Source organism: Pseudomonas paraveronii (assembly GCF_963681955.1).
GTDB lineage: Bacteria > Pseudomonadota > Gammaproteobacteria > Pseudomonadales > Pseudomonadaceae > Aquipseudomonas > Aquipseudomonas paraveronii.
On the sequence record NZ_OY817130.1, the window covers coordinates 2,755,339 to 2,781,677 of the forward strand.

General features: G+C 62.5%; 21 protein-coding genes and 2 riboswitches. Of the genes, 14 read left to right on the forward strand and 7 right to left on the reverse strand.

The window, feature by feature from the left end; translation table 11 throughout:
- Positions 1-168: 168 nt before the first annotated feature.
- Positions 169-1,236, forward strand: a complete 1,068-nt coding sequence (locus U5A08_RS12560; RefSeq protein WP_253395253.1) for an ABC transporter substrate-binding protein — start codon at positions 169-171, stop codon at positions 1,234-1,236.
- Here the strand turns inward: U5A08_RS12560 and U5A08_RS12565 are convergent.
- Both U5A08_RS12565 and metH read right to left on the reverse strand, forming a co-directional pair.
- A complete protein-coding gene (locus U5A08_RS12565; protein WP_247397725.1) occupies positions 1,233-1,451 on the reverse strand; it encodes a DUF2970 domain-containing protein in 219 nt (72 codons plus the stop codon). The two genes, U5A08_RS12560 and U5A08_RS12565, sit on opposite strands and share 4 nt — an antisense overlap.
- A 51-nt stretch (positions 1,452-1,502) precedes the next feature.
- On the reverse strand, positions 1,503-5,213 hold the full coding sequence (gene metH, locus U5A08_RS12570) for a methionine synthase (RefSeq protein WP_321851769.1): 3,711 nt from the start codon (positions 5,211-5,213) through the stop codon (positions 1,503-1,505).
- Between the two features lie 166 nt (positions 5,214-5,379).
- Between metH and U5A08_RS12575 the strand changes: the two genes are divergently transcribed.
- Positions 5,380-7,674: a fatty acid cis/trans isomerase gene (locus U5A08_RS12575; RefSeq protein ID WP_253395256.1), complete on the forward strand. Its 2,295-nt coding sequence runs from the start codon at positions 5,380-5,382 to the stop codon at positions 7,672-7,674.
- A 94-nt stretch (positions 7,675-7,768) separates the two neighbouring features.
- A complete protein-coding gene (nfuA, locus tag U5A08_RS12580) occupies positions 7,769-8,353 on the forward strand; it encodes a Fe-S biogenesis protein NfuA (RefSeq protein ID WP_253395257.1) in 585 nt (194 codons plus the stop codon).
- Positions 8,354-8,600: 247 nt separating this feature from the next.
- Here nfuA and cobM read toward each other — a convergent pair whose 3' ends face one another.
- From cobM to U5A08_RS12600, 4 genes are all read right to left on the reverse strand, one after another.
- Positions 8,601-9,347 carry a precorrin-4 C(11)-methyltransferase gene (cobM, locus tag U5A08_RS12585; protein ID WP_247407561.1) on the reverse strand — a complete coding sequence of 249 codons (747 nt, stop codon included), beginning with the start codon at positions 9,345-9,347 and terminating at the stop codon, positions 8,601-8,603.
- A 70-nt stretch (positions 9,348-9,417) separates the two neighbouring features.
- On the reverse strand, positions 9,418-9,810 hold the full coding sequence (locus U5A08_RS12590) for a cobalamin biosynthesis protein (RefSeq protein WP_321851770.1): 393 nt from the start codon (positions 9,808-9,810) through the stop codon (positions 9,418-9,420).
- Positions 9,807-10,511, reverse strand: coding sequence for a CbtA family protein (locus U5A08_RS12595; RefSeq protein WP_321851772.1), 705 nt, complete (start codon positions 10,509-10,511; stop codon positions 9,807-9,809). Before U5A08_RS12595 ends, U5A08_RS12590 begins: the two co-directional genes overlap by 4 nt.
- A gap of 11 nt (positions 10,512-10,522) precedes the next feature.
- Positions 10,523-10,711: a CbtB domain-containing protein gene (locus tag U5A08_RS12600; protein WP_138815786.1), complete on the reverse strand. Its 189-nt coding sequence runs from the start codon at positions 10,709-10,711 to the stop codon at positions 10,523-10,525.
- A gap of 96 nt (positions 10,712-10,807) precedes the next feature.
- Positions 10,808-11,017, reverse strand: a riboswitch (cobalamin riboswitch).
- 41 nt (positions 11,018-11,058) lie between these two features.
- Positions 11,059-11,258, forward strand: a riboswitch (cobalamin riboswitch).
- A gap of 92 nt (positions 11,259-11,350) precedes the next feature.
- Here U5A08_RS12600 and cobW point away from each other — a divergent pair.
- The 5 genes from cobW to U5A08_RS12625 all read left to right on the forward strand — a co-directional run bounded on the left by cobW (position 11,351) and on the right by U5A08_RS12625 (position 18,650).
- The gene (gene cobW / locus U5A08_RS12605) at positions 11,351-12,412 is read left to right on the forward strand and encodes a cobalamin biosynthesis protein CobW (RefSeq protein ID WP_301294970.1); all 1,062 of its coding nucleotides are present in this window, start codon (positions 11,351-11,353) and stop codon (positions 12,410-12,412) included.
- 3 nt (positions 12,413-12,415) lie between these two features.
- On the forward strand, positions 12,416-16,177 hold the full coding sequence (cobN, locus tag U5A08_RS12610; RefSeq protein ID WP_321851775.1) for a cobaltochelatase subunit CobN: 3,762 nt from the start codon (positions 12,416-12,418) through the stop codon (positions 16,175-16,177).
- The gene (locus U5A08_RS12615; protein WP_253395267.1) at positions 16,177-17,178 is read left to right on the forward strand and encodes a magnesium chelatase ATPase subunit I; all 1,002 of its coding nucleotides are present in this window, start codon (positions 16,177-16,179) and stop codon (positions 17,176-17,178) included. Before cobN ends, U5A08_RS12615 begins: the two co-directional genes overlap by 1 nt.
- Positions 17,179-17,231: 53 nt before the next feature.
- Positions 17,232-17,834 (forward strand): vWA domain-containing protein, encoded by a 603-nt coding sequence (locus tag U5A08_RS12620; protein ID WP_253400380.1) that lies wholly within the window; start codon positions 17,232-17,234, stop codon positions 17,832-17,834.
- 111 nt (positions 17,835-17,945) lie between these two features.
- Positions 17,946-18,650, forward strand: coding sequence for a type VI secretion IcmF C-terminal domain-containing protein (locus U5A08_RS12625; RefSeq protein ID WP_321851777.1), 705 nt, complete (start codon positions 17,946-17,948; stop codon positions 18,648-18,650).
- A 32-nt stretch (positions 18,651-18,682) separates the two neighbouring features.
- On the opposite strand, the gene U5A08_RS12630 is transcribed toward U5A08_RS12625, so the two are convergent.
- The gene (locus U5A08_RS12630) at positions 18,683-19,630 is read right to left on the reverse strand and encodes a DUF1853 family protein (RefSeq protein ID WP_321851780.1); all 948 of its coding nucleotides are present in this window, start codon (positions 19,628-19,630) and stop codon (positions 18,683-18,685) included.
- Between the two features lie 143 nt (positions 19,631-19,773).
- Here U5A08_RS12630 and U5A08_RS12635 point away from each other — a divergent pair, with 143 nt between their 5' ends.
- The 6 genes from U5A08_RS12635 to pepN are packed head-to-tail and all read left to right on the forward strand — an operon-like array spanning position 19,774 to position 26,275.
- Complete coding sequence (locus tag U5A08_RS12635; RefSeq protein WP_003217892.1) at positions 19,774-20,664, forward strand: NAD(+) kinase; 891 nt, start codon at positions 19,774-19,776, stop codon at positions 20,662-20,664.
- Positions 20,664-21,635, forward strand: coding sequence for a metallophosphoesterase (locus tag U5A08_RS12640; protein WP_253395270.1), 972 nt, complete (start codon positions 20,664-20,666; stop codon positions 21,633-21,635). The genes U5A08_RS12635 and U5A08_RS12640 overlap by 1 nt, the downstream gene beginning before the upstream one ends.
- On the forward strand, positions 21,632-22,504 hold the full coding sequence (locus U5A08_RS12645; protein ID WP_253395271.1) for a rhomboid family intramembrane serine protease: 873 nt from the start codon (positions 21,632-21,634) through the stop codon (positions 22,502-22,504). The genes U5A08_RS12640 and U5A08_RS12645 overlap by 4 nt, the downstream gene beginning before the upstream one ends.
- A 12-nt stretch (positions 22,505-22,516) precedes the next feature.
- The gene (locus tag U5A08_RS12650) at positions 22,517-22,777 is read left to right on the forward strand and encodes a YeaC family protein (protein ID WP_253395272.1); all 261 of its coding nucleotides are present in this window, start codon (positions 22,517-22,519) and stop codon (positions 22,775-22,777) included.
- Entirely contained in the window at positions 22,774-23,604 is an 831-nt protein-coding gene (locus U5A08_RS12655; RefSeq protein ID WP_247395731.1) for a DUF2797 domain-containing protein, read from the forward strand. The genes U5A08_RS12650 and U5A08_RS12655 overlap by 4 nt, the downstream gene beginning before the upstream one ends.
- Positions 23,605-23,617: 13 nt before the next feature.
- The gene (gene pepN, locus U5A08_RS12660; RefSeq protein WP_321851782.1) at positions 23,618-26,275 is read left to right on the forward strand and encodes an aminopeptidase N; all 2,658 of its coding nucleotides are present in this window, start codon (positions 23,618-23,620) and stop codon (positions 26,273-26,275) included.
- Positions 26,276-26,339: the final 64 nt, after the last annotated feature.

Below are 26,339 nucleotides of genomic sequence, written 5' to 3' on the forward strand. Positions count from 1 at the left end.
CCGTAAACCCGACAGTACTGTGGACGCCTGGGCCATTCTATTCCTGATCATTCTCGTGGTAGGGACTGCGGTGTTTTGGGTCGGCCATCAATAAGAGCGTTGACTGAGCCTCGAATGACTGTCTGATTGCCAGTATCATGGCGGCCAATGTTCAAGGCTTGAATAACCATGTTGAAGGTTTTGTTTACGTGCGTGTGGTTGCTGGTGCCGGCGTTTTGCGGAATGGCCCAGGCGGCGTCGGTGGTGTTTCTCAACCCGGGCACGTCGACGGAAACCTTTTGGGTCAGCTATGCGCAGTTCATGCAGGCCGCGGCCAAGGACCTCGGCCTGGATTTGCGTGTGCGCTATGGCGAGCGCGATCCCCACAACACGCTGACCCAGGCCCGAGAGGTGCTGCAAGGCAGCGAGCGGCCTGATTACCTGGTACTGGTGAATGAGCAGTATGTTGCACCGCAGATTCTGCGCATGGCCCAGGGCAGTGGCGTCAAATTGCTGGTGGTGACCAGTGCGCTGACCTCCGACCAAGTGCGTTTGTTGGGTGCCCACGATGGCATCAATTTGATTGGCAGCCTGGTAGCCGACGACGAACAGGCTGGCTACTTGATGCTCAAGGACATGTTGCGCCAGCACGGTCGAGTTGCGCCCGGCGAATCCCTCGACCTGTTGGCATTTTCCGGCATCAAGACCACCCCCGTTGCCCTGTTGCGAGAACAAGGCATGCACCGAGCACTGGCCGAGCATCCCGAGGTGCGCCTGCGTCAGTTGGTCTATGGCGAGTGGAGCCGCGAGCGCGCCTTTGAGCAAGCGACGCAGCTGTTCAAGCGCTACCCGCAGACGGCGCTGGTGTGGTCGGCCAACGATCAGATGGCGCTGGGTGCCATGCAGGCGTTCCAGGACAGCGGGCGGTTGCCCGGCAAGGACGCGCTGTTCAGTGCGGTCAACAGCTCGCCGGAGATCTTGCGCGAGCGTCTAAACGGCCGGTTGTCGTCCTTGGTCGCCGGGCATTTCACCGTGGGCGGGTGGGCGATGGTGCTGATCCATGATGATGCCAAGGGCGTGGACATTGGCGCCTATGGCGGGCGCGACCGCCGTGAGGCGTTATTCCAACTGATCGATGCCGCCCAGGCGCGGCGATTGTTGGGACCCACGCCGACGGTGAATTTTCGTGCACTGTCCGCCGTGGGCAAGCCCGCGTCCTATCGCTATCCCTTCAGCATGCAACTGCTGCTGCGCTAAACCCCGGCCAGCAGCAACACCAGCTTGACGATGCCGAACAGGGTCAAGGCAAACACCGCCGTGAACAGAATACCCAGAACCACAAAGTGGCTGGGCTTGCCATGGGTAAAGTCGCGGGCGCGGTTCTTGCCGCTCTGTACGCCAAAGGCGGCGGCGACGACGCTGTGCAGCATCTGCCACAGGGTAGGCGGCTTGTTGTTGGCTGGATCGTCCATACGTGCCTCGACACAAGGTGTGTGAGGCAAGCATAGACAATCTGCGCGCGCTTAGTTGTCGTAACCCAGGTTCGGTGCCAACCAGCGCTCGGTCACGGCCAGGTCCTGGCCTTTGCGTGCGGTGTAGCTCGCCACCTGGTCTTTGTCGACTTTGCCCACGGCGAAGTATTGCGCCTGCGGGTGGGCGAAGTACCAACCGCTGACCGCTGCCGCCGGGAACATCGCGTAGTGTTCGGTGAGGAATACACCGCTGCGACCGGCCTGCATCTCGCGGGCCTCGGGGTCCAGCAGTTGGAACAAGGTGCCTTTCTCGGTGTGGTCGGGGCACGCCGGGTAGCCGGGGGCAGGGCGGATGCCGCTGTACTGCTCTTTGATCAGCGCCTCGTTATCCAGTTGCTCGTCCTTGGCATAACCCCAGTAGTTTTTGCGCACCTGCTGGTGCAGCCATTCGGCGCAGGCTTCGGCCAGGCGGTCGGCCAGGGCCTTGACCATGATCGAGTTGTAGTCGTCGCCCGCGTCCTGGTAAGCCTTGGCCACTTCCTCGGCGCCGATGCCGGCGGTGGTGATAAAACCACCCACGTAGTCGGTGATGCCGCTGTCTTTAGGCGCGACAAAGTCGGCAAGGGAGAAGTTCGGCTTGCCGTCGGTCTTGATGATCTGCTGGCGCAGGTGGTGCAAGGTTGCCAGGGGCTTGCCGTCTTCGCCGTAGACTTCCAGGTCGTCGTCCTTCACCTGGTTGGCTGGCCAGAAGCCAAACACCGCGCGAGCGCTGATCAGCTTCTCGTCGATCAGCTTGGCGAGCATTTCCTGGGCATCGGCATACAGCGCGGTGGCGGCTTCACCCACCACTTCATCGGTGAGGATGCGCGGGAACTTGCCGGCCAGGTCCCAGGAGATAAAGAACGGGGTCCAGTCGATGTATTCGGCCAGCACCTTGAGGTCGATGTTGTCCAGCACCTTGGCGCCGGTAAAGGTCGGCGTGACCGGCGTGTAAGTGCTCCAGTCGAATTGCGGCTTCTTGGCGATCGCCGCCGGGTAGCTCAGGCGTTCGGTGCGCGCGCTGCGGTTCGAGGTGCGCTCGCGGACTTCGATGTATTCCAGGCGGGTCTTCTCGACGAAACCGGCCTTCAACTCCTTGGACAGCAGTTGCGTGGCCACGCCCACCGCGCGCGAGGCGTCGGTCACATAGATCACCGCATCGTTGCTGTACTTGGGCTCGATCTTCACCGCCGTGTGCGCCTTGGAGGTGGTGGCGCCGCCGATCATCAACGGCAGGTGGAAGTCCTGGCGCTGCATTTCGCGGGCGACGTGGACCATCTCGTCGAGGGACGGCGTAATCAGGCCGGACAGCCCGATGATGTCGCACTTCTGTTCCTTGGCCACCTGCAGGATCTTCTCCGCAGGCACCATCACGCCCAGATCGACGATGTCATAGCCGTTGCACCCCAGCACCACGCCGACGATGTTCTTGCCGATGTCATGCACGTCGCCCTTCACCGTGGCCATCAGGATCTTGCCCTTGGCTTCCGGCTTGTCGCCTTTCTCCAGCTCGATGAACGGGATCAGGTGGGCCACGGCCTGTTTCATGACGCGTGCGGACTTGACCACCTGGGGCAGGAACATTTTGCCGGCGCCAAACAGGTCGCCGACGATGTTCATGCCGGACATCAGCGGGCCTTCGATCACTTCGATCGGGCGCGCGAACGACTGCCGGGATTCTTCGGTGTCTTCAACAATGTGCGTGGTGATGCCCTTGACCAGCGCGTGTTCCAGACGCTTGTTGACTGGCCAGCCGCGCCATTCCTCGGTTTCGGCTTCTTTGACGCTGCCGTCGCCCTTGTACTTGTCGGCGATGGCGAGCAGGGCGTCGGTGCCGTCCGGGGTACGGTTGAGCACCACGTCTTCCACTGCATCGCGCAGTTCGGCCGGGATCTGGTCGTAGATCTCCAACTGGCCGGCGTTGACGATGCCCATGGTCAGGCCGTTGCGGATCGCGTACAGCAGGAACACCGAGTGGATCGCCTCGCGCACCGGGTTGTTGCCGCGGAACGAGAACGACACGTTGGACACGCCACCCGACGTCAGTGCATACGGCAGCTCGTCGCGGATGTAGGCGCAGGCGTTGATGAAGTCGACCGCGTAGTTGTTGTGCTCTTCGATACCGGTGGCGACCGCGAAGATGTTCGGGTCGAAGATGATGTCTTCCGGCGGGAAACCGACTTCATTGACCAGGATGTCGTAGGAGCGTTTGCAGATCTCTTTCTTGCGCGTTTCGGTGTCGGCCTGGCCGGCTTCGTCGAAGGCCATCACCACCACGGCCGCACCATAGCGTTTGCACAGCTTGGCGTGATGGATGAACTGCTCGACGCCTTCCTTCATGCTGATGGAGTTGACGATACCCTTGCCCTGGATGCACTTGAGGCCGGCTTCGATCACTTCCCACTTGGAAGAGTCGATCATGATCGGCACGCGGGAGATGTCCGGCTCGCCGGCAATCAGATTGAGGAAGGTCACCATGGCCTTCTTCGAATCGAGCATGCCTTCGTCCATGTTGATGTCGATCACCTGGGCGCCGGCTTCCACCTGCTGCAGGGCGACTTCGAGGGCTTCGGTGTAGTTGTCTTCGCGGATCAGCCGGGCGAAACGCGCGGAGCCGGTGATGTTGGTGCGTTCGCCGACGTTGACGAACAGCGACTGGCGATCGATGGTGAACGGCTCCAGGCCCGACAAGCGGCAGGCCTTGGGAATGTCCGGGATCTGGCGCGGCGCGTAACCGGCCACGGCGTTGGCGATGGCTTCGATATGCCCCGGCGTGGTGCCGCAGCAGCCGCCGACAATGTTCAGGAAACCGCTCTGGGCGAATTCCTCGATGACGTTGGCGGTTTGTGCCGGCAATTCGTCGTACTCGCCGAATTCGTTGGGCAGGCCGGCGTTGGGGTGCGCGGACACATAAGTGTTGGCTTTGTTCGACAGCTCTTCGAGGTATGGACGCAACTCGCTGGCGCCCAGGGCGCAGTTGAGGCCCACGGAAATCGGCTTGGCGTGGCGGACCGAGTTCCAGAACGCTTCGGTGGTCTGGCCCGACAGGGTACGGCCGGAGGCGTCGGTGATGGTGCCGGAGATCATGATCGGCAGTTCGAAGCCCAGTTCCTCGAACACGCCCTGCACGGCAAAGATCGCAGCCTTGGCGTTGAGGGTGTCGAAAATGGTTTCGATGAGAATCATGTCCGCACCGCCTTCGATCAGGCCCTTGGTGGCCTCGGTATAGTTCTCCACCAGTTCATCGAAGGTCACGTTGCGGTAGCCGGGGTTGTTCACATCCGGCGACAGCGAGCAGGTACGGCTGGTCGGGCCGAGCACGCCGGCGACGAAACGCGGTTTGTCCGGGGTCTCCAGGGTCTTGGCGTCGGCCACCTTGCGCGCCACACGGGCGCCCTCTACGTTCAGCTCGTAGGCGAGCGACTCCATGCCGTAATCGGCCTGGGACACTTGGGTGGCATTGAACGTGTTGGTTTCGAGGATGTCGGCGCCGGCATCCAGGTACGCCTTCTCGATGGAGGCGATGACGTCCGGGCGGCTGAGCAGCAACAGGTCGTTGTTGCCCTTGACGTCGCTGGGCCAGTCGGCGAAGCGTTTACCACGATAGTCTTCTTCCTCCAGCTTATAGCTTTGGATCATAGTGCCCATGCCGCCATCGAGGATCAGGATACGTTCCTTGAGGGCTTGGTGAAGGGCTTGCAGACGAGCGCTACGATCGGACATGGGACTACTCTGGTCAGGCATTACGGAGGGCGTGGATCATAGCAAACCTGTGTGGATTTGGAGCATGTGCAGGTTTTGCATGAATATCGTTCATGTTGATGTCAGTGTTAGACCGGTAGAATCCGCCGGGTTTTCTATTTTGGCTTTATATATTGGGACCAGGCTCATGCCGTATCGCATCATCATCAGCTTCATTCTGTTGCTGATTGGCAGCACCGCACAGGCCCAAGATTCCGCTCCGGCGATTTCCTACACCCGTGATATCCAACCGATCTTCACTGAGAAATGCGTAGCGTGCCATGCCTGCTACGACTCGGCCTGCCAGTTGAACCTGGGCAGCGGCGAGGGCGCAGCGCGGGGGGCGACCAAGGTGCTGGTCTACGATGGTGATCGCAGCCAGGCGACCAAGCCGACGCGCCTGTTCTACGACGCGTTCGGCAAGGCCGCCTGGCGGCACGAAGGCTTCAGTTCCGTGCTCGACGCCCAAGGCAGCCAGGCCGCGCTGATGGCGCGCATGCTCGAACTGGGCCACCGCCGCACGCCGTTGCAGCCCAACGGCAAGCTGCCGGACGACATCGTGCTGGGCCTGAACCGCGAGAACATGTGCCCGCTACCAGGGGAGTTCGACGCTTACGCCGACGCGCACCCCAATGAAGGCATGCCGCTGGCCGTGACCGGTTTGAGCGACCAGCAGTACCAGACCCTGCGACGCTGGCTGGCCTCCGGTGCGCCGATTGACCAACAGGGCGTGGCGCCAAGCGCCCTGGAAGCCGCGCAGGTGCTGCAGTGGGAAAACCTGTTCAACGCCCCCGGCGCCCGCGAAAGCCTGGTCGCCCGCTGGCTGTTTGAACACCTGTTTATCGCCCACCTGTATTTCGAAGGCGGTGAGCCGGGGCATTTCTTCCAGTGGGTCCGTTCGCGCACCCCCAGTGGTCAGCCGATCGACCTGATCAATACCCGTCGCCCCAACGACGATCCCGGTACCCGGATCTACTACCGGCTGTGGCCGATACAAGGGGTGATCGTCCATAAGACCCACATCACGTACCCGCTCAGCGCGGCGAAAATGGAACGGGTCAAAGCCTTGTTCTACAGCGGCGACTGGCAGGTCACCGCCTTGCCGGGCTACGGCCCTGGCCGTCGTGCCAACCCGTTCGAGACGTTCGAGGCGATTCCGGCCCAGGCGCGCTACCAGTTCATGCTCGATAACGCCGAGTACTTTGTCCGCACCTTCATCCGCGGCCCGGTGTGCCGGGGCCAGATCGCCACGGACGTGATCCGCGACAATTTCTGGGCACTGTTCCAGGCCCCCGAACACGACCTGTACATCACCGATCCGCTCTATCGCGGTCGGGCCACGCCGTTGTTGGCAATGCCCGGGCAGAACGACGACGTGGGCAGCGTGCTCAGCCTGTGGCTCAAGTACCGTGACAAGCGCAACGAGTACGAAGCGCTGCGTCGGTACCGCTATGGCGAGTTGCCTGCGCCCGGTTGGTCGACGCTGTGGGTCGGCAATGACAATGCGTTGTTGAGTATCTTCCGTCACTTCGACAGCGCGTCGGTCAACAAAGGCCTGATCGGTGAAGTCCCGCAGACGCTGTGGTTGTTCGATTATCCGTTGCTGGAGCGCACCTACTACCAATTGGTGGTCAACTTTGACGTGTTCGGCAACGTCTCCCATCAGGCCCAGACCCGCTTGTACTTCGACCTGATCCGCAATGGCGCGGAACAGAACTTCCTGCGCCTGATGCCGGCCAATTCGCGGGAGGATTTCCTCGACGATTGGTATCAGAACGGCGGCAAGGTCAAGTTGTGGATGGACTATGAGTCGATCGACGACGATAAACCCACCGGTCTGAAGCTGAATGAAACGGACCCGAAACGCGATTTCGTCAACCAGTTGCTGGCCCGTTATGGCGACCTCAATGCCAGCCCGGACCCGATCAATCGCTGTGTCGGCGCCTATTGCTCGCGGCCGAGCCTCGAGCCGGTGCTGCGCGATGCCGAGCAGGCCCTGAGTCGCCTGACATCACGCCCGGCGGCGGGGCTCAAGGTTATCGACCAATTGCCGGAAGCAACCATGCTGCGCGTCGAAACCCGCACCGGTCATCGTGAGGTCTACAGCCTGCTGCGCAACCGTGCCCACAGTAATGTCGCGTTCATGCTGGGTGAGGCTTCTCGCTATCAACCGGGCCTGGACACGTTGACGGTCTACCCCGGCGTGCTGAGCAGTTATCCGAACTTCATGTTCAATATCCCGGCCGAGCAGGTGCCGGCGTTTGTCGCGGCGATGGAAAGTGCCCGGGACGCCCAGCACTTCGAGAAAATCGTCGATCGTTGGGGTGTGCGCCGCAGTCATCCGCAGTTCTGGGAGTACTTCCACGATCTGTCGACCTACATCCGCGAAACTACGCCGGTGGAAGAGGGTGTGCTGGATATGAACCGCTATGAAAACCTCTGACGACGATGGCGAGGCTTTTCCGACAAAATTACTGGGGCTTTGTATCTGCGTAATATTTTGGCGTAAACTGCCAGCAAGCCTGTGAGGAGTTTCCATGACTGCCATAACCATTACCGACGCCGCCCACGATTACCTGGCTGACCTGCTGTCCAAGCAGAACACCCCGGGTATCGGCATCCGCGTCTTTATCACCCAGCCTGGCACCCAGTACGCCGAGACGTGCATCGCCTACTGCAAGCCAGGCGAAGAGAAGCCGGAAGACACCGCGCTGGGGCTGAAAAGCTTCACCGCGTATATCGATGCCTTCAGCGAAGCGTTCCTCGACGACGCGGTGGTCGACTACGCGACCGACCGCATGGGCGGCCAATTGACCATCAAGGCACCGAACGCCAAGGTGCCGAACGTCAACGCCGACAGCCCGGTCAACGAGCGTATCAATTACTACCTGCAGACCGAGATCAACCCTGGCCTGGCCAGCCACGGCGGGCAGGTCAGCTTGATCGACGTGGTGGAGGACGGTATCGCCGTATTGAAGTTCGGCGGCGGCTGCCAGGGCTGCGGCCAGGCGGACGTGACCCTGCGTGAAGGCATCGAGCGCACCTTGCTCGAGCGCATTCCGGAGCTCACGGGTGTACGTGATGTGACTGACCACACGCAGAAAGAAAACGCCTACTACTGAGTCAGGTGTTCACTGCGAACTAAAAAACGGCGCCCCGTGAGCGCCGTTTTTTATTTAATTTCAGTTGGTTACGACTTTTGTCTAACGCTAAAGATTAAGTGTGGGAGGGGGCTTGCCCCCGATAGCATCCTGTCAGTCTCCTTATTAATCGACTGATACACCGCTATCGGGGGCAAGCCCCCTCCCACAAATTTTTGTATTTATTTATTTAAAACAGTGTGTTGATAACAACTCATGATGTTTTGGATTAAGGTCGGTACAAGTGCGCATGCCCGGCCCGATACAGCGACGACGCGCTGAAACTGTCACTGGCCAGCACCCGACCCACCACAATCAGCGCCGTGCGCCTGAAGCCCTTGGCCGCGACCTTTTCGGCGATGTCCGCCAAGGTGCCGACGGCCCAATCCTGATCCGGCCAGGTCGCACGGTGTACCACGGCAATCGGGCAATCCGCGCCGTAGTGCGGCAGCAGTTCGGCAACGATCTTCTCCAAATGATTGACCCCCAGGTGAATCGCCATGGTTGTGCCATGACGGGCCAGGCTGTCGAAGTCTTCACCGGCAGGCATGCGGGTTTTGTCCGCATACCGGGTGAGGATCACGCTCTGGGCGATGTCCGGCAGCGTCAGTTCGGTCTCCAGCAGCGCTGCGCAGGCCGCTACGGCGGTGACCCCGGGGATGATCTGGAACGCAATGCCCAACTCGCGCAACTGCCGGATCTGTTCGCCAATCGCCCCATACAGGCTTGGATCGCCGGAGTGGACCCGCGCCACATCCTGGCCCTTGGCATCGGCGGCCTTGATCACGTCGATAATCTGTTCCAGGTGCAGTTCGGCGCTGTTGACCACCTGTTCGGCCTGATGGCCTTCCAGTACCGCCGCCGGCACCAGCGACCCCGCATAGATGATCACCGGGCAACTGCGGATCAGCCGCTGGCCTTTGACGGTGATCAATTCCGGGTCGCCGGGGCCGGCGCCGATGAAGTAGACGGTCATGGAGAATTCCTGTGGAAAAGCGGGCGAGCATGAAGATTGCTCATGATCGGAAGCGGCGATTATCGCGATTTCAGTCGGCGCAGGCCAATGCCAACGTGGCTCGGGCGGATTTTTTGCGCGGGATCAGTAAGCGGGCAGGGGCGCCGCTGAGCTGTTCGGCCAGGGCCAGGGCCGCGCTTTCGGCGATGCCGTAACAACCGGTATGGGCAAAGGCGACGGCAGATCTATGGCTCAGGCGACCTTCATACGCTGCCAGTTGCGCGGCGCTGAAGCACTGCAGTGGCAGGTTCAGGACTTGCGCCAGAGCTAACAAGCCCGGCTCGTCCTGCTTGCGATCAATGCTGGCCAGCGCCGTGATGCGGTGGCGCTCGATACCGCCCTCGGCGAGGGCGGCGTCCAGCAGGTCGAGCAGGGCTTGCAGCGCGCAGCCGCGCTGGCAGCCCAGGCCGACCACCAGGTTCATGCCGAGTATCGATCGTCGCGATTGCGGCGAAACAGCCAGGCGCTGATTAGGCCCAGCGCCAGCCAGAACACGACGTTGGTCAGTTGCGAGGCAATCTTGAACTGCGCTTCGAGGGCCTCAGGGGCCAGCATCGAATGCACTTCAGGTTGCGGTGCGCCAATCACATGAGGTACCACGAGGATCGCCGCGCCCAGCGCTTTGAGCAGCCAGTTGCCTCCGAATACCAGCAGCGCGATACCGGCTGCGGTTGAGGCCGCAGTGCCGATCCACCAGATCTGCCGTTGCGCCAGGTCGGCGGCGGCAGTGCCCGGCAATTCCGGTGGCAGGCCCAGGGTTGGCGCCAGAACAAAGGTCGCGTAGCCGGCCAGGCCCCACAGCAACCCTTGAGCCGTGCGGGTCGGCGCGCGCAGGGTGTAGAGACCGGCGAGCATCAGCGCGAAACCGACCGCCACCACCAGGTTGCCGCCGGTGGTGGACAGCACGCGCTGCCAGCCGTCTTCCGGCTCCCAGGCTTCGGCGTCATGAGTGTGCGCGGTTGTACCGGCGGCGTGCTCATGCACCACTTCCGTCGCGGCCGGGGCTTTTTCAAAGGTTTCCGCCTGCATGATCAGCGGGGCGACCCAAAAACTTTGCAGCAGAGTCAGCAACAGGGCGGCCAGCAGCCCGCTGAAACCTGCGGTTTGTGCAATACGCTTAATCATGTTGGCAGGTCTCAATGGCACGGGAACGCGGCGCTGTGGCGGGTATCGTGGGCGGCGTTGTGTACCGCTTCGATATGCGAGAACCCGGCGAAATACACCAGGCACGCGCCGAGGATCGACGCGCCGATGGCGGCGCTCAGGCGTTGGCTCAGGGTGGCGGTACTGCTAGCGGTATGCGAGGTGCTGCTGATGATCGACATGGCGCGTCCCTTCAGGGTTTCAGGGTGACACGAGCGCATGAAAACCCCGCGAGCCAGGCACGCAGGATTCAAACAGCGCCCGCCCACCGCGGGTTTGTTGGATGATTTTTTCGGGCCGGTCTCCGGGCTTGCGAGGGGGCTCTTGAACTGAGTCCTGAAAGCATCGCCTTCCCATGCACAAAGCACAGTGGCCGTGACGCTTCGCTCGCTTACCGTTGCGGGGGCAGCACCGGACTGGTCATATCGCTATGACGCACCGGTTTCCCGTTTCACCCTGTGAAGGGCACCCGAAACAAGGTGAGTAGGAAAGCATGCAGGGCGACGGTAGTCAAATTGACCGAGCACCTGTAGCCTTGCACCTTCGAGGTTCTTCGGCCCAGGCCGAAGCTAAGAAGGGAACGCGGTTCAAGCCGCGGCTGCCCCCGCAACTGTGAAGGGTTTATCTGACTGCCACGCCACTGCCATCAAGGCGGGAAGGCGCAGCCAGCGCCGGTCGCAAGACCCGCAAGCCCCAAGCCAGGAGACCTGCCTCGTCACCGATTTTTCAATTCAACCGGGCGGGGTGATCCGGTGACGAAATCTGCTGCTGTGCGCTGCGCAGGGCCTATCGTCCCGTATGCCCGCCCCCAAGGGCATCCGATGAAAACACTGGCCAAACTCCCCGTCACCATCGTTACCGGCTTTCTCGGCTCGGGCAAAACCACCTTGCTGCGCCATATGCTCGATAACGCCCAGGGCCGTCGCATTGCGGTGATCGTCAACGAGTTCGGCGAGCTGGGCATCGACGGTGAAATCCTCAAGCAGTGCTCCATCGGTTGCACCGAGGAAGAAGCCAACGGTCGCGTGTATGAGCTGGCCAACGGCTGCCTGTGCTGCACCGTGCAGGAAGAGTTTTTCCCGGTGATGCGCGAACTGGTCGCCCGTCGCGGCGACCTCGACCATATCCTCATCGAAACCTCCGGCCTGGCCCTGCCAAAGCCCTTGGTGCAGGCGTTCCAGTGGCCGGAAATCCGCAGCGCCTGTACAGTCGACGCGGTGATCACCGTGGTCGACAGCCCCGCCGTGGCGGCCGGCACCTTCGCCGCGTTCCCGGACCAGGTCGACGCCCAGCGCAAACTCGACCCGAACCTGGACCACGAATCACCGCTGCATGAGCTGTTCGCCGACCAACTGGCCAGCGCCGACCTGGTGATCCTCAACAAGTGCGACCTGATCAACCCCGAAGACCTGGCCCGCGTGCGCCTGGAAGTCGCCGAAGAGTTGCCGCCGGCGGTGAAGATCATCGAAGCCAGCAGCGGTCGTGTGCCGCTGGACGTGTTGATCGGCCTGGGCGCCGGCTCCGAAGCGCACATCGACGCTCGCCACAGCCATCACGATCATCATCACGAAGGTGAAGACGATCATGATCACGATGCGTTCGACTCCATTTCCATCGACCTGCCCCAGTCCGACGAAGCCCTGCTGCTCGACGCCCTGACCCAACTGGTGGTGCAGCACGGCATCTTGCGCGTCAAAGGCTTTGCGGCGATCCCGAACAAGCCGATGCGCCTGCTGATCCAGGGCGTGGGCACGCGCTTCGACAAGCACTTCGACCGCGCCTGGAGCGCCGACGAAGCGCGCATCACGCGCCTGGTGCTGATCGGCCAGGAGCTGGATGCGGCGGGCCTCGAAGCGCAATTGCGCGCCGCCCTCAGCGTTTAACCCATGCACTTGCTCAGGACCCAGCCCGGCGGTTTCGTCGCGGACGACAATATTGCCGACCTTGGACAAACCCCCGCCGAGCTGGTGATCCTGTGCAGTGGCGACTCCAGCCTGGCGCTGCTCGCTGAAGCGGCCCAGCAATTGCCCGAGGACTACCCCAGCTTTCGCCTGGCCAACCCGATGCAGGTGCAGAACCATGCCTCGGTGGACTTGTACGTCGACGAGGTGCTGCGCCACGCCAAGGTCATCCTGATTTCCCTGCACGGCGGGATCGGCTATTGGCGTTACGGCATCGAGCGTCTGGTGGCGTTGGCCGAGCGCGGGGTCACGCTGATCCTGGTGCCGGGGGATGATCGCGCGGACCCGGAGCTCAGCGGCCTCAGCACCGTGGATGCCGCAGCGCGTGAGCGCCTGTGGCAGTTCCTGCGCCAGGGCGGCCTGGGCAACGCGCTGGATTTTTATCGCTGCCTGGCCAGCGGCTATCTGGGCCGCGACTATGCCTGGGCCGAGCCGAAAACCCTGGCGCGCAGCGCGATTTATCACCCGCACAAGGCCAATGCGTGCCTCAGCGACTGGCAGTTGGACTGGAATCCCGAGTTCCCGGTGGCGGCCGTGCTGTTCTACCGCTCCCATCTGCAAGCGGCCAACACCGGTTTTATCGATGTGTTCTGCCAGCGCCTGCAGGCGGCGGGCCTGAATCCGTTGCCGATGGCGGTGGCCAGTCTGAAGGAGCCCGGCTGCCTGACGGCGGTCGAGGATTGGCTGGATGAAGTGCAGGCATCGGTGATTCTCAACACCACCGGCTTTGCCCAATCCAGCCCAGAGGCGCCACATTTGCGCCCGTTTCGCCGCAATATCCCGGTGATTCAGGCGATTTGTGCCCAAGACAATCAACCCGGCTGGCAGGCCAGTGAACAAGGCCTCGGCCCGCGTGACCTGGCGATGCACATTGCCTTGCCGGAACTGGATGGTCGCATCATCAGCCGGCCGATCAGCTTCAAGGACCTGGCCTGGCGCAGCGAGCGCAGCCAGTCGGACGTGGTGTGCTATCGCGCAGCGCCGGAGCGCATGGACTTTGTCGCTGAACTGGCGCGCCGTTGGGTCGAACTGGCGCGGGTGCCGAATGCCGACAAGCGCATCGCTCTGATCCTCGCCAACTACCCAACGCGCGACGGTCGCATTGGTAACGGTGTGGGCCTGGACACGCCGGCGGCGGCGCTGAATATCCTGCGGGCCTTGCAGGCCGAGGGTTATCCGCTGCCCGAAATCCTGCCGGAAAGCGGCACCGCGTTGATCCACGAACTGCTCGGTGGCGTCACCAACGACCTGGACAACCTCGACCTGCGCCCGTGCCACCAAAGCCTGGGCCTGGACGACTACGAGGCGATGTTCAAGCGCCTGCCCGAAGCCAACCGCCAGGCGGTGCTGGAACGCTGGGGCACGCCCCACAACGACCCGATGTGCCGCGACGGCCGCCTGATGATCGCCGGCCTGCGCCTGGGCTTGACGTTTATCGGCATCCAGCCGGCCCGCGGTTACCAAGTGGACGCCAGTGCGGTGTACCACGACCCGGACCTGGTGCCGCCCCACGCCTACCTGGCGTTCTATTTCTGGTTACGCCACACCTACGGCGCCCACGGCGTGATCCACGTCGGCAAGCACGGCAACCTGGAATGGCTACCGGGCAAGGGCGTCGGGTTGTCGGAAAATTGCTGGCCCGACGCGCTGCTCGGGCCGCTGCCGAATATCTACCCGTTTATCGTCAACGACCCGGGCGAGGGCGCCCAGGCCAAACGCCGCACCCAGGCGGTGATCATCGATCACTTGATGCCGCCGCTGACCCGTGCCGAAACCTACGGGCCGCTGCGCGACCTGGAGCTGTTGGCGGACGAATACTACGAAGCGCAACTGCTCGACCCGCGCCGCGCCCGCGAGCTGCAAAAGGACATCCTCAAGCTGGTGCGCGAAACCCGCATCGACCAGGAACTTGAGCTGGACAGCGATGCCGACGCGGCCATCTGGCTGCCGCGCCTGGATACCTACCTGTGTGACTTGAAGGAATCGCAGATCCGCGACGGCCTGCATATCTTCGGCGAGTCGCCCCAGGGCCGCTTGCGCATCGACACGTTGCTCGCGTTGCTGCGTATCCCCCGTGGCGACGGTCGAGGCGCGCAATCGAGCCTGTTGCGGGTGTTGGCCAAGGCCTTCGAACTGGCGTTCGATCCGCTGGACTGCGCCCTGGCCGAGCCTTGGACCGGTCGCCGTCCAGAGGTTTTGCAAAGGATCGATCCCCAACTGTGGCGCACGGCCGGTGATACCCGCGAGCGCCTGGAACTGTACGCTGCGTGGTTGATCGAGCGCGCGCTGGAAGGGCCGCTGGAACAGTTGGAAGTGCCCGGCTGGGAGGACGTCAAGTCGGTCATCGAAAGCCTGCGCAGTGTCGTGGCGCCGCGCCTGGATGCGTGCGGCCCGGCGGAAATGCGCGGCTTGCTCGACGCCCTGGGCGGCCGCTTTGTACCGGCCGGCCCAAGCGGCGCGCCGAGCCGGGGGCGCCTGGATGTGCTGCCCACCGGGCGCAATTTTTTCAGCGTCGACGTGCGCAACCTGCCGACCACTACTGCTTGGCGCATCGGTTTCCAATCGGCCAACCTGATTCTGGAGCGGCACCTGCAAGACCACGGCGACCACCTGCGCCAGCTCGGCTTGTCGGTGTGGGGCACCGCCACCATGCGCACCGGCGGCGACGATATCGCCCAGGCCATGGCCCTGATGGGTGTGCGCCCGGTGTGGGCCACGGGCAGCCAGCGGGTGGACGACTTCGAAATCCTGCCGATCAGTTTGCTGGACCGCCCGCGTGTCGACGTGACCTTGCGCGTGTCCGGGTTCTTCCGGGATGCCTTTGCCAACCTGATCCGCCTGTTCGATGCAGCGGTACAGGCGGTGGCGGCGCTGGACGAGCCCGACGACATGAACCCGCTGGCCGCCAAGGTCCGCAGCGAGCGCCAGGCTCTGCTTGAGTCTGGCCTGGACGAAGCCGCAGCGGCGAAACAGGCCGGTTGGCGTATTTTCGGCGCCAAGCCCGGCGCCTACGGTGCGGGGGTGCAGGGCGCGATCGATGGTCGCCTGTGGCAGAGCCGCGAGGAATTGGCCGAGGTCTACCTGAACTGGGGTGGCTACGCCTATGGTGGTGCCGACGAGGGCACCGCCGCCCGCGGGCAATTCGCCCAGCGCCTGAGCCAGGTGCAGGCGGTGCTGCAAAACCAGGACAATCGCGAGCACGACCTGCTCGACTCCAACGATTACTACCAATTCCAGGGCGGCATGCTCGCCGCCGTGGAAACCCTGAGCGGCGACAAGGCTGCCAGCTACCATGGCGACCATAGCCAGCCGGACTTGCCGAAAATCCGCACCTTGAAGGAAGAGCTGAACCGGGTGATCCGTTCCCGCGCCGCCAACCCCAAGTGGATCGAAGGCGTGAAACGCCATGGCTATAAAGGCGCATTCGAGATGGCGGCGACCGTGGACAATCTCTTCGCGTTCGACGCCACTACCGCGCTGATCGACGATCATCAATACGCCTTGCTCGCCGACGCCTATCTGCTCGACCCTGACACCCGCGCCTTTGTGCAACAGCACAATCCCGATGCCCTGCGGGATATGACCGAGCGCATGCTCGAGGCCCAACAGCGCGGCATGTGGCAGGCGCCGGGGGCGTATCGCGAGGCGTTGGAAAACCTGTTGCTGGATATAGAAGAAGACAGCTGATGACTGAGATACCCCATTTTCCGCTGTCGGCCGTGGTCGGTGCCGACGACCTGAAGCTGGCGCTGTGCCTGACCGCCATCGACCCCAAGATCGGCGGTGTGCTGATCGAAGGCCCGCGCGGCATGGCCAAGTCCACCCTGGCGCGTGGGTTGGCAGACCTGTTGGCCAGCGGTCAATTCGTCACCTTGCCGTTGGGCGCCACCGAAGAACGACTGGTGGGCACCCTGGATCTGGATGCCGCATTGGGCGAAGGCCGCGCGCAGTTTTCACCCGGCGTGCTGGCCAAGGCTGACGGCGGCGTGTTGTATGTCGACGAGGTCAACTTGTTGCCTGATCACTTGGTGGACCTGCTGCTGGACGTGGCCGCCAGCGGTACCAACCTGATCGAGCGTGACGGCATTTCCCACCGGCATTCGGCGCGCTTTGTGCTGATCGGCACGATGAACCCGGAGGAGGGGGAATTGCGCCCGCAGTTGCTTGATCGCTTCGGTTTCAACGTGGCCTTGAGCGGGCAAACCGTACCGGCCGAGCGTGGGCAGATCATCCGCCGACGCCTGGACTTCGACAGCGACCCCGCAGCGTTCTGCGCGCAGTGGGCGCAGCCGCAGTCGGCATTGCGCGAACGCTGCACCCAGGCGCGGGCCTGCCTCGACAGCATTGCATTGGATGACGCGGCGTTGGCACAGATCACCGAGCGCTGCTTTGCCGCGGGCGTGGATGGTTTGCGCGCCGACCTTGTCTGGTTGCGTGGCGCCAGAGCGCATGCCGCCTGGCGCGGCGCGACGGCCATCGCCGAGGAAGATATCGAAGCCGTGGCCGAGTTTGCCTTGCGCCATCGTCGCCAGGCGCAGTCCCCACCGGCAAGCCCACCCAACCCTGAGGGCCAGGCGCCCCAAGCGTCCGACACCTCACCCGGCCAAGGCCAGTGGGGCGATATGCCTGCGCCGGCCTTGCCCACGGGCGCTCGCCGAGACGTGCCCGCCTGGCCAAAAAAGCCCTAGGCATCCGCCCCCGACCTGACGCGGGGGCGGATGCCCGGCCCAAGGCGGGGCGACTGGATAAAGGCAGGCACGGCAAACCGCGCAGCGCACAGCACGGCGCGATCAACTGGCCGGGCACCTTGCTCGGGGGGCGGCCGCAGTGTCGTGAGGATCTGCGCTTGCACCTGCGCAGCCGCTCGGCCCAAGAGTTATGGTTGGTGATTGTCGACGCGTCGGCGTCCACCCGACGGCATCGTGCGTTGACCGATGCCAAAGGGCTATTGGCCCAACTGTTGGATGACGCCTACCGGCAGCGGGCGCGCATGGCATTGCTGACGGCGAGCGGACAGTCGCCGAAGTGGCAGGTGCAGGGCCTGAAAGCCGCGAAGAGCCTGACGGGTTGGCTGGATCAGCTCGGCGCGGGCGGCGGTACGCCGCTGTTGGCCGCGCTGAGCGAGGCGGCACAATGGCTGGCGGCGCGCAGAAAACGCTACCCCACCGAGCAGCAGCGGTTGCTGGTAATGACCGATGGGCGGCTCAAGGAGATTGTCACGTTGCCAGCGCTGGATTGCCCGGGGTTACTGGTCGACATCGAACGCGGGCCGATTCGGTTGGGGAGGGCACGAGAGCTGGCTCAGCGCCTCTATTTGGATTATCGACATATCGATAGTTTTTAGGCTCTAACGCCGGATCGGGAAGCGTCACTCTTGTAAAGTCGAATTTTCCGACATCAATCACCGATAACAAATATTTACTCTCTGAATCCTCTCGCGTTCAGGAGTAAAGGGATGACTTCCAGCGTATTACCGAGCGTTTTCTTCGACCACAGTCGACACACCCTGAGCGTGCGCAACGTCGAGGCTCGTCTTGACGTATTGGCCTTCGAGGGCCTGGAACACCTGAGCCAACCCTTCACCTATCGCATAGCGTTCACCAGCACCGAACATGACCTCGCCGCCGAAACCCTACTCGGCCAGGACTTCCTTTTCAGCCTGGTGCGTGAATACCCCAAGCGCGAACAGGTCATGCAGTATGGCGAGAGCGATCTGGCCTTCATCTCGCGTCTGCTGGCCGACGGCGGCATGGGGCTGAGCTTTGAACTGCAAGGCAAACCCGTGCGCGACGTGGTGCAAACCACCTTCATCCTCAACGGCGACCGACACCAGTACTTCAACCAGAAAGAAAGCTGGCAGCGTTTCAACTGGCCGGGTCGCAGCGACTATCCCGGCGTGAGCCTGAGCTGGACCAGCGTGCATGCCGGCGAGCGGTTATTCGGCGATTACCCCGGCACCTGGGGCCTGATCCGCCTGCTGGAGAACGCCCAGGTCACGCCGTTGGACGACGGCAACAGCCGCTACCGCCTGGCCCTCAAGGCGCCTGACGGTTTGAACCTGACGTGGCACCTGCGCACCGAACTGGATGCGGGACCGTTGGCGTTGCTCAAGCTGCGCAGCTTCACGTTGCCGCAACAGATATTCCTCAACGAGGGCTGAGCCATGGCGTCGGTGAGGCGGCTCCTTGCCGGTCAGGAAGCGCCCGGCACATTCGGCCAAAGATCCGCCACCAAAAACAACCGCTCAGCTTCCTCCCAGTCCTCGCCGTTCTGAACCAGCCGCACCAGCAACTGAGCAGGGGCCATTGGCGCCAGGTCCGCCAGCCATCCTTGCATCTGTTGTTCGCTCCACACCGCTTCTGCCAGATAATGCGCTGGCGCCAGCCACGCATGCCGGGGCAGGGGCTGCCAGCGACCGGGCGCACTGGCGCTGACAAAGTCCCGCCAATCACGCTGATGCAGCCAGCGCCCACGCAAATGCTCTGGGTGAGCGCCGTGGGGCGGTTCCGCCTGGCCAGGCCAGGGATAGAGCAAATAGCCGCCGAGCCACAAGTGCGCATCGAACTGCTCGATGCCCAGCGCCGCTAACGCCTCGTGGCTCTCCGGGCGTGCCGAAATCGGCAGCTGATGCTGGGCCAGGTGCGCCAGCTTGCGATCCAGCCGATCATGACAACCCGGCCCCAGCCACCGTGCGGTGTCCTGGCCGTTGCCGTCCTGCGGACCGAGGTAGAGTTTGATCGCCAGTTCCAGGTGATGCACGCCGTCGCGGTCGCGCAGGAGCATGTCCAGTTCACCCAGAGTATGCCCGGCGCGGCGGATCGGCAGGTTGGCGGCCAACAGTTCCACGCCCGGCGCATGCTGCACTGCGAACTGCCACAGGCGTTCGTAATAAAGGCCCAGGCGCCGGGTGCGTGCCAGATTCAACCAATGCTGCAGGGGGCTGCTGTCCTGGTCCAAGTGCCGCAGCCAGTGCTCGAGACGGTCGGGCGCCTGTACCCAGTCGCTGCCGGCCAGCGGATGGCGTTGCGGCCACGGCGTTTGCGCGAGCATGGGCGGGGCGAGCATCACCCACGCCAAGTCGCGCACCTCGGGATGGCGCAGTTGGCGGGGCAGGTTGTGCAAGTCGGGGAAGACGGTCATGGTCCGAGCATAGCCTTTTACGCAAGGTCGGGTGGCTGAGAAGCGTTGTCATCAAGGCTTCACGGCGACAAAGGATTTTGCCTGACGCGGCCTTTCGCCCATAATCGTTCTTTTTTGCCACACCCCAATCCCGCAGGAGCCCCATGGAGCAATTTCGCAATATCGGCATTATCGGTCGCCTGGGCAGTACCCAGGTGCTGGACACCGTCCGCCGGCTGAAAAAGTTTCTGCTCGAGCGCCACCTGCATGTGATCCTCGAAGACACCATCGCCGAAATCCTCCCGGGCCATGGCCTGCAAACCTCGTCGCGCAAGATGCTCGGTGAAGTGTGTGACATGGTGATTGTGGTCGGCGGCGACGGCAGCCTGCTCGGCGCCGCACGGGCGCTGGCGCGGCATAACGTGCCGGTGCTGGGGATTAACCGTGGCAGCCTGGGGTTCTTGACCGATATTCGTCCCGATGAGCTGGAAGTCGAAGTGGCCAAGGTGCTCGACGGCCATTATCTGGTGGAGAACCGTTTCCTGCTGCAGGCCGAAGTGCGTCGCCACGGCGAAGCCATTGGCCAGGGCGATGCCCTCAACGATGTGGTGCTGCACCCCGGCAAATCCACGCGGATGATCGAATTCGAGTTGTATATCGACGGCCAGTTCGTGTGTAGCCAAAAGGCCGATGGCCTGATCGTCGCCACGCCCACCGGCTCCACCGCCTATGCGCTGTCGGCGGGTGGCCCGATCATGCACCCCAAGCTTGATGCCATTGTGATTGTGCCGATGTACCCCCATATGTTGTCCAGCAGGCCTATCGTGGTCGACGGCAACAGTGAGCTGAAAATCGTGGTTTCCAAAGACATGCAGATTTACCCGCAAGTCTCCTGTGACGGGCAGAACCACTTCACCTGCGCCCCCGGTGACACCATCACCGTGAGTAAAAAGGCGCAGAAGCTGCGGCTGATCCATCCGCTGGACCACAACTACTATGAAGTGTGCCGCACCAAGTTGGGCTGGGGCAGCCGCTTGGGGGGTGGAGGCGACTGATGCTCGATCCCGCGCGTAGCTACGACCTGATTGGCGATGTGCACGGTTGCGCCCACACCCTTGAGCACTTGCTCGACCAGTTGGGTTACCACAAGCACGCTGGCACCTGGCGCCATCCATCACGCATGGCGGTGTTCCTCGGCGACATCATCGACCGTGGCCCGCGGATTCGCGAGGCGCTGCATATCGTCCATGACATGGCCGAGGCCGGGCAGGCGTTATGCATCATGGGCAACCACGAGTTCAATGCCCTGGGCTGGGCCACGCCTGCGCCGCCGGGCAGTGGCAAGCAGTTCGTGCGCGAACACACGCCACGGCACGAGCGGTTGATCCACGAGACCCTGACCCAATTCGAGCATCACCCGGGCGACTGGCACGACTTCCTTGGCTGGTTCTATGACATGCCGCTGTTTGTCGACGCCGGACGTTTCCGCGTGGTGCATGCGTGCTGGGATGACGGGTTTATCCAGCCGCTGCGCGCGACTTTTCCCGACGGCTGTATCGATCAGCATTTCCTGCAGGCCGCCGCCGTACCGGGCAGTTTCGCCTGCAATGCCTTTGATCGCCTGCTGCGCGGCACCGACATGCGTCTGCCGGACGGTTTGACCCTGACCGGCGGCGATGGCCTGACGCGTTCGTTCTTTCGCACCAAGTTCTGGGAAGAAGACCCGAAAACCTACGGCGACATCGTGTTCCAGCCCGACGCATTGCCGGAGCCGGTGGCGCGGACACCGTTGTCGTCGTCTGAAAAGAATTCCCTGCTGCGCTACGGCGTCGACGAGCCTGTGCTGTTCGTCGGGCATTACTGGCGCAGCGGCAAACCGGCGCCGATCCGTCCGAACCTGGCCTGCCTGGACTACAGCGCGGTGCTGTACGGCAAGCTGGTGGCGTATCGACTGGATCAGGAAACCCGCCTCGATCCGCATAAATTCGTATGGGTCGACGTTGAGCGACCCGAGGTAATTACATGAGTGCCGTGCCCGTATTACGCTTGCCGCTGAGCGTCGACCTGGGCGGTTTCGTCAAACTGTTGCAACGCATGCAGGTGCCCCATCGCGTCAGTGAAGAAGCGGGCGAGCAGGTGTTGTGGGTGCCCGCGACCATCAGTGACGACGTGCGCGTCTTGTATCAACGTTTTCCGGCCGGCGATCCGGACCAGCAACTGGATATTCCCGAGCAGGCGCCCGTCACGCGCCCAAGTTTTGTCCAGCAAGTACGCCACAGCCCGGTGACGGCGCTGGTGCTGCTGGCGAGCCTGATCGTCGGCGCGGTGACCTTGCTCGGTGAAAACCTGCAAGCCATGAGCTGGCTGACCTTCCTGCCGTTCCGGGTGATGGGTGAGTACATCCAGTTCACCCCGCTGGCCGATACCTTGGCCTCGGGCCAGTGGTGGCGGCTGGTCACGCCGATGTTGATCCACTTCGGCATCCTGCACCTGGCCATGAATGGCATGTGGTACTGGGAGCTGGGGCGACGTATTGAAGCGCGCCAGGGCAGTATCAACCTGCTGGGCCTGACGCTGTTGTTCAGCCTGGCCTCCAACTTCGCTCAATACACCTATGGCGGCCCGGGTCTGTTTGGTGGCTTGTCCGGCGTGTTGTATGGGTTGCTGGGACACTGCTGGATCTATCAACTCCTCTCGCCCAACCCGGCCTATCGCCTGCCCCGTGGGGTATTGGTGATGATGCTGGTGTGGCTGGTGCTGTGCCTGTCGGGGCTGGTCTCGATGATCGGTTTCGGCGAAATCGCCAACGCCGCCCATGTCGGCGGCCTGGCCATCGGTTGCCTGACCGGCTTGTTGGGCGGTTTATACAGTCGTCGCAAATCCACTATTCGTTAAGGAAGAGCCTGAATGTCCTCTTTTGCTGAAATGATCGAAAACATCACCCCGGACATCTACCAGAGCCTCAAGCTCGCCGTGGAAATCGGCAAATGGTCCGACGGCCGCAAGCTCACCGCCGAACAGCGCGAGCTGTCGCTGCAAGCGATGATCGCCTGGGAAATCCAGAACCTGCCGGAAGACCAGCGCACCGGCTACATGGGAACGCAGGAGTGTGAATCGAAGTCGATCACGGTGCCGAACATCCTGTTTAAGTCGGATGCGATCCATTGATTGAAATTGGTCGCGGTGCAGTCAGCAAAATGTCGGCGCAACTCGGTGAGCCGACTGTTCAATACGCGTTTCGTCTGGGCGATACCGAGGTGCCGGTCAACCCGTTGATCGGCACCCATGTGCGCCTGGAATACCTCGGTGCGATCCATTGCAGCCATTGCGGCCGCAAGACCAAGACCAGCTTCAGCCAGGGTTATTGCTACCCATGCATGACCAAGCTGGCCCAGTGCGACCTGTGCATCATGAGCCCCGAGCGTTGTCATTACGCCGCGGGTACCTGCCGTGATCCTGCGTGGGGCGAGCAGTTCTGCATGACCGACCATGTGGTTTACCTGGCCAACTCGTCGGGGATCAAGGTCGGCATCACCCGCGCCACCCAATTGCCCACGCGTTGGCTGGACCAGGGCGCCAGCCAGGCGCTGCCGATTGTGCGTGTTTCCACGCGCCAGCAGTCCGGTTTTGTCGAAGACCTGTTCCGCAGCCAGGTGGCCGACAAGACCAACTGGCGTGCCTTGCTCAAGGGCGATGCGCAATCGGTCGACCTCAAGCAGGTGCGCGATGAGCTGTTTGCGTCTTGCGCCGACGGCCTGGTGAGTTTGCAGGAACGCTTTGGCCTGCAAGCCATCCAAACGATTGCCGACATTGAACCGATCGAAATCCGTTACCCGATCGAGCAGTATCCGACCAAGATCGTCAGCTTCAACCTGGACAAGAACCCGATTGCCGAAGGCACGCTGCTGGGGATCAAGGGCCAATACCTGATCTTCGACACCGGCGTCATCAATATTCGTAAGTACACGGCCTACCAGCTCGCCGTGCATCAGTAAAAGGATGCCACCCATGCGCACCGAACAACCGAAGATGATTTACCTGAAGGACTATCAGGCGCCGGACTACCTGATCGACGAGACGCACCTGACCTTCGAGTTGTTCGAGGACCACAGCCTGGTCCACGCGCAGTTGGTGATGCGCCGCAACCCCGAGCGTGGCGCCGGCTTGCCGCCGTTGGTGCTGGACGGCCAGCAGCTCGAGCTGTTGAGCGTGAACCTGGCTGACCAGGAATTGACGGACGCTGACTATCAGTTGACCGACAGCCACCTGACCGTGCAGCCCACGAGTGAGGCCTTCACCCTCGACACCACCGTCAAGATCCACCCGGAAACCAACACCGCCCTCGAAGGCTTGTACAAGTCCGGCGGCATGTTCTGCACCCAGTGCGAGGCCGAGGGGTTCCGCAAGATCACTTACTACCTCGACCGTCCGGACGTGATGAGTACCTTCACCACCACCGTGATCGCCGAGCAACACAGCTACCCCGTGCTGCTGTCCAACGGCAACCCGATTGCCAGCGGTCCTGGCGAAGACGGCCGGCACTGGGCCACCTGGGAAGACCCGTTCAAGAAGCCGGCGTACCTGTTCGCGCTGGTGGCCGGTGATTTGTGGTGTGTCGAAGACAGCTTCACCACCATGACCAGCCGTACCGTGGCGCTGCGTATCTATGTCGAGCCGGAAAATATCGACAAGTGCCAGCACGCCATGATCAGCTTGAAAAAATCCATGCGCTGGGATGAAGAGACCTACGGCCGGGAGTACGACCTCGACATCTTCATGGTCGTCGCCGTCAACGACTTCAACATGGGCGCCATGGAGAACAAGGGCCTCAATATCTTCAACTCCAGCGCCGTGCTGGCACGCGCCGAAACCGCCACCGACGCCGCCCACCAGCGGGTCGAGGCGATCGTCGCCCATGAGTACTTCCACAACTGGTCGGGCAACCGCGTGACCTGTCGCGACTGGTTCCAACTGTCGCTCAAGGAAGGTTTCACCGTGTTCCGCGACTCGTGCTTCTCTGCGGACATGAACTCGGCCACGGTCAAACGCATCCAGGATGTGGCATACCTGCGCACTCACCAGTTCGCCGAAGACGCCGGCCCCATGGCCCACGCCGTGCGCCCGGATAGCTTTATCGAGATTTCCAACTTCTACACCCTAACCGTGTACGAAAAGGGCTCGGAAGTGGTCGGTATGATCCACACGTTGCTCGGCGCCGAAGGCTTCCGCAAAGGCAGCGACCTTTATTTCGAGCGCCATGACGGTCAGGCCGTGACCTGCGACGACTTCATCAAGGCCATGGAAGACGCCAACGGCGCCGACCTCAGCCAGTTCAAGCGTTGGTACAGCCAGGCCGGTACGCCACGCTTGGCGGTGAGCGAGTCCTACGATGCGGCAGCCAAAACCTACAGCCTGACGTTCCGCCAGAGCTGCCCGGAAACGCCGGACAAGGTGGAGAAGCTGCCATTCGTAATTCCGGTGGAATTGGGCCTGCTGGACGCCAAGGGCGCCGCTATAGCGTTGCGCCTGGCCGGTGAGGCAAGCGCTGCCGGCACGTCTCGCGTGATTTCGGTGACCGAGGCCGAGCAGACCTTCACCTTCGTCGATATCGTCGAACAACCACTGCCTTCGCTGCTGCGCGGTTTCTCGGCGCCGGTGAAGCTGAGCTTCCCATACACCCGTGATCAGCTGATGTTTCTGATGCAGCACGACAGCGACGGCTTCAATCGCTGGGATGCCGGCCAGCAATTGTCGGTGCAGGTGTTGCAGGAGCTGATTGGCCAGTATCAAGCGGGTCAGCCGCTGAAGCTGGATCAACGCCTGATCGACGCATTGCGCACGGTATTGAGCGATGAAAGCCTGGACCAGGCGATGGTCGCCGAAATGCTCTCGTTGCCGGGTGAGGCCTACCTGACGGAAATCAGCGAAGTGGCCGATGTCGACGCCATTCACGCCGCCCGTGAATTCGCCCGCAAGCAACTGGCCGACCAGTTGTTCGACGGTTTGTGGCTGCGCTACCAGGCCAATCGCGAACTGTCCAAGCAAACCCCGTATGTGGCGGCTGCCGAGCACTTTGCCCGGCGTGCCTTGCAGAACATTGCGCTGTCGTACCTGATGCTCAGCGGTAAGCCGCAAGTGCTGGCGGCAACGTTGGACCAGTTCGACACCAGCGACAACATGACCGAACGCCTGACCGCATTGGCCGTGTTGGTGAATTCGCCGTTCGAGGCGGAAAAAGCCAAGGCCCTGGCGACGTTTGCCGAAAACTTCAAGGACAACCCGCTGGTCATGGACCAGTGGTTCAGCGTGCAGGCCGGCAGCGTGTTGCCGGGCGGGCTGGCACGGGTCAAGGCGTTGATGGAGCATCCGGCGTTCACTATCAAGAACCCGAACAAAGTGCGCGCGCTGGTGGGCGCGTTTGCCGGGCAGAACCTGATCAACTTCCACGCTGCGGACGGTTCGGGCTATCGCTTCCTGGCGGACCTGGTGATTCAGTTGAACGGCTTCAACCCGCAGATCGCCTCGCGCCAGTTGGCGCCGTTGACCCGCTGGCGTAAATACGACAGCGCGCGGCAGGCGCTGATGAAGGCGGAGCTGGAGCGTATTCGTGCCTGCGGTGAGCTGTCGAGCGATGTGTTCGAGGTGGTCAGCAAGAGCCTTGCGTAAACCCCGTAATTAAAAAAACGGCCAGCAGGCCGTTTTTTTCGCCGCGGATAATTGGCGGCCGAGC

What these genes read in the sequence shown, in the direction of transcription:
- U5A08_RS12640 (WP_253395270.1), top strand. Translation starts at nt 20,664, where the DNA reads ATGCTCGATCCCGCGCGTAGCTACGACCTGATTGGCGATGTGCACGGT.
- U5A08_RS12645 (WP_253395271.1), top strand. Translation starts at nt 21,632, where the DNA reads ATGAGTGCCGTGCCCGTATTACGCTTGCCGCTGAGCGTCGACCTGGGC.
- cobW (WP_301294970.1), top strand. Translation starts at nt 11,351, where the DNA reads ATGAAAACACTGGCCAAACTCCCCGTCACCATCGTTACCGGCTTTCTC.
- U5A08_RS12575 (WP_253395256.1), top strand. Translation starts at nt 5,380, where the DNA reads ATGCCGTATCGCATCATCATCAGCTTCATTCTGTTGCTGATTGGCAGC.
- U5A08_RS12565 (WP_247397725.1), bottom strand. Translation starts at nt 1,451, where the DNA reads ATGGACGATCCAGCCAACAACAAGCCGCCTACCCTGTGGCAGATGCTG.
- U5A08_RS12560 (WP_253395253.1), top strand. Translation starts at nt 169, where the DNA reads ATGTTGAAGGTTTTGTTTACGTGCGTGTGGTTGCTGGTGCCGGCGTTT.
- pepN (WP_321851782.1), top strand. Translation starts at nt 23,618, where the DNA reads ATGCGCACCGAACAACCGAAGATGATTTACCTGAAGGACTATCAGGCG.
- U5A08_RS12650 (WP_253395272.1), top strand. Translation starts at nt 22,517, where the DNA reads ATGTCCTCTTTTGCTGAAATGATCGAAAACATCACCCCGGACATCTAC.
- metH (WP_321851769.1), bottom strand. Translation starts at nt 5,213, where the DNA reads ATGTCCGATCGTAGCGCTCGTCTGCAAGCCCTTCACCAAGCCCTCAAG.
- U5A08_RS12590 (WP_321851770.1), bottom strand. Translation starts at nt 9,810, where the DNA reads ATGAACCTGGTGGTCGGCCTGGGCTGCCAGCGCGGCTGCGCGCTGCAA.
- cobM (WP_247407561.1), bottom strand. Translation starts at nt 9,347, where the DNA reads ATGACCGTCTACTTCATCGGCGCCGGCCCCGGCGACCCGGAATTGATC.
- U5A08_RS12595 (WP_321851772.1), bottom strand. Translation starts at nt 10,511, where the DNA reads ATGATTAAGCGTATTGCACAAACCGCAGGTTTCAGCGGGCTGCTGGCC.
- cobN (WP_321851775.1), top strand. Translation starts at nt 12,416, where the DNA reads ATGCACTTGCTCAGGACCCAGCCCGGCGGTTTCGTCGCGGACGACAAT.
- nfuA (WP_253395257.1), top strand. Translation starts at nt 7,769, where the DNA reads ATGACTGCCATAACCATTACCGACGCCGCCCACGATTACCTGGCTGAC.
- U5A08_RS12615 (WP_253395267.1), top strand. Translation starts at nt 16,177, where the DNA reads ATGACTGAGATACCCCATTTTCCGCTGTCGGCCGTGGTCGGTGCCGAC.
- U5A08_RS12630 (WP_321851780.1), bottom strand. Translation starts at nt 19,630, where the DNA reads ATGACCGTCTTCCCCGACTTGCACAACCTGCCCCGCCAACTGCGCCAT.
- U5A08_RS12635 (WP_003217892.1), top strand. Translation starts at nt 19,774, where the DNA reads ATGGAGCAATTTCGCAATATCGGCATTATCGGTCGCCTGGGCAGTACC.
- U5A08_RS12600 (WP_138815786.1), bottom strand. Translation starts at nt 10,711, where the DNA reads ATGTCGATCATCAGCAGCACCTCGCATACCGCTAGCAGTACCGCCACC.
- U5A08_RS12625 (WP_321851777.1), top strand. Translation starts at nt 17,946, where the DNA reads ATGACTTCCAGCGTATTACCGAGCGTTTTCTTCGACCACAGTCGACAC.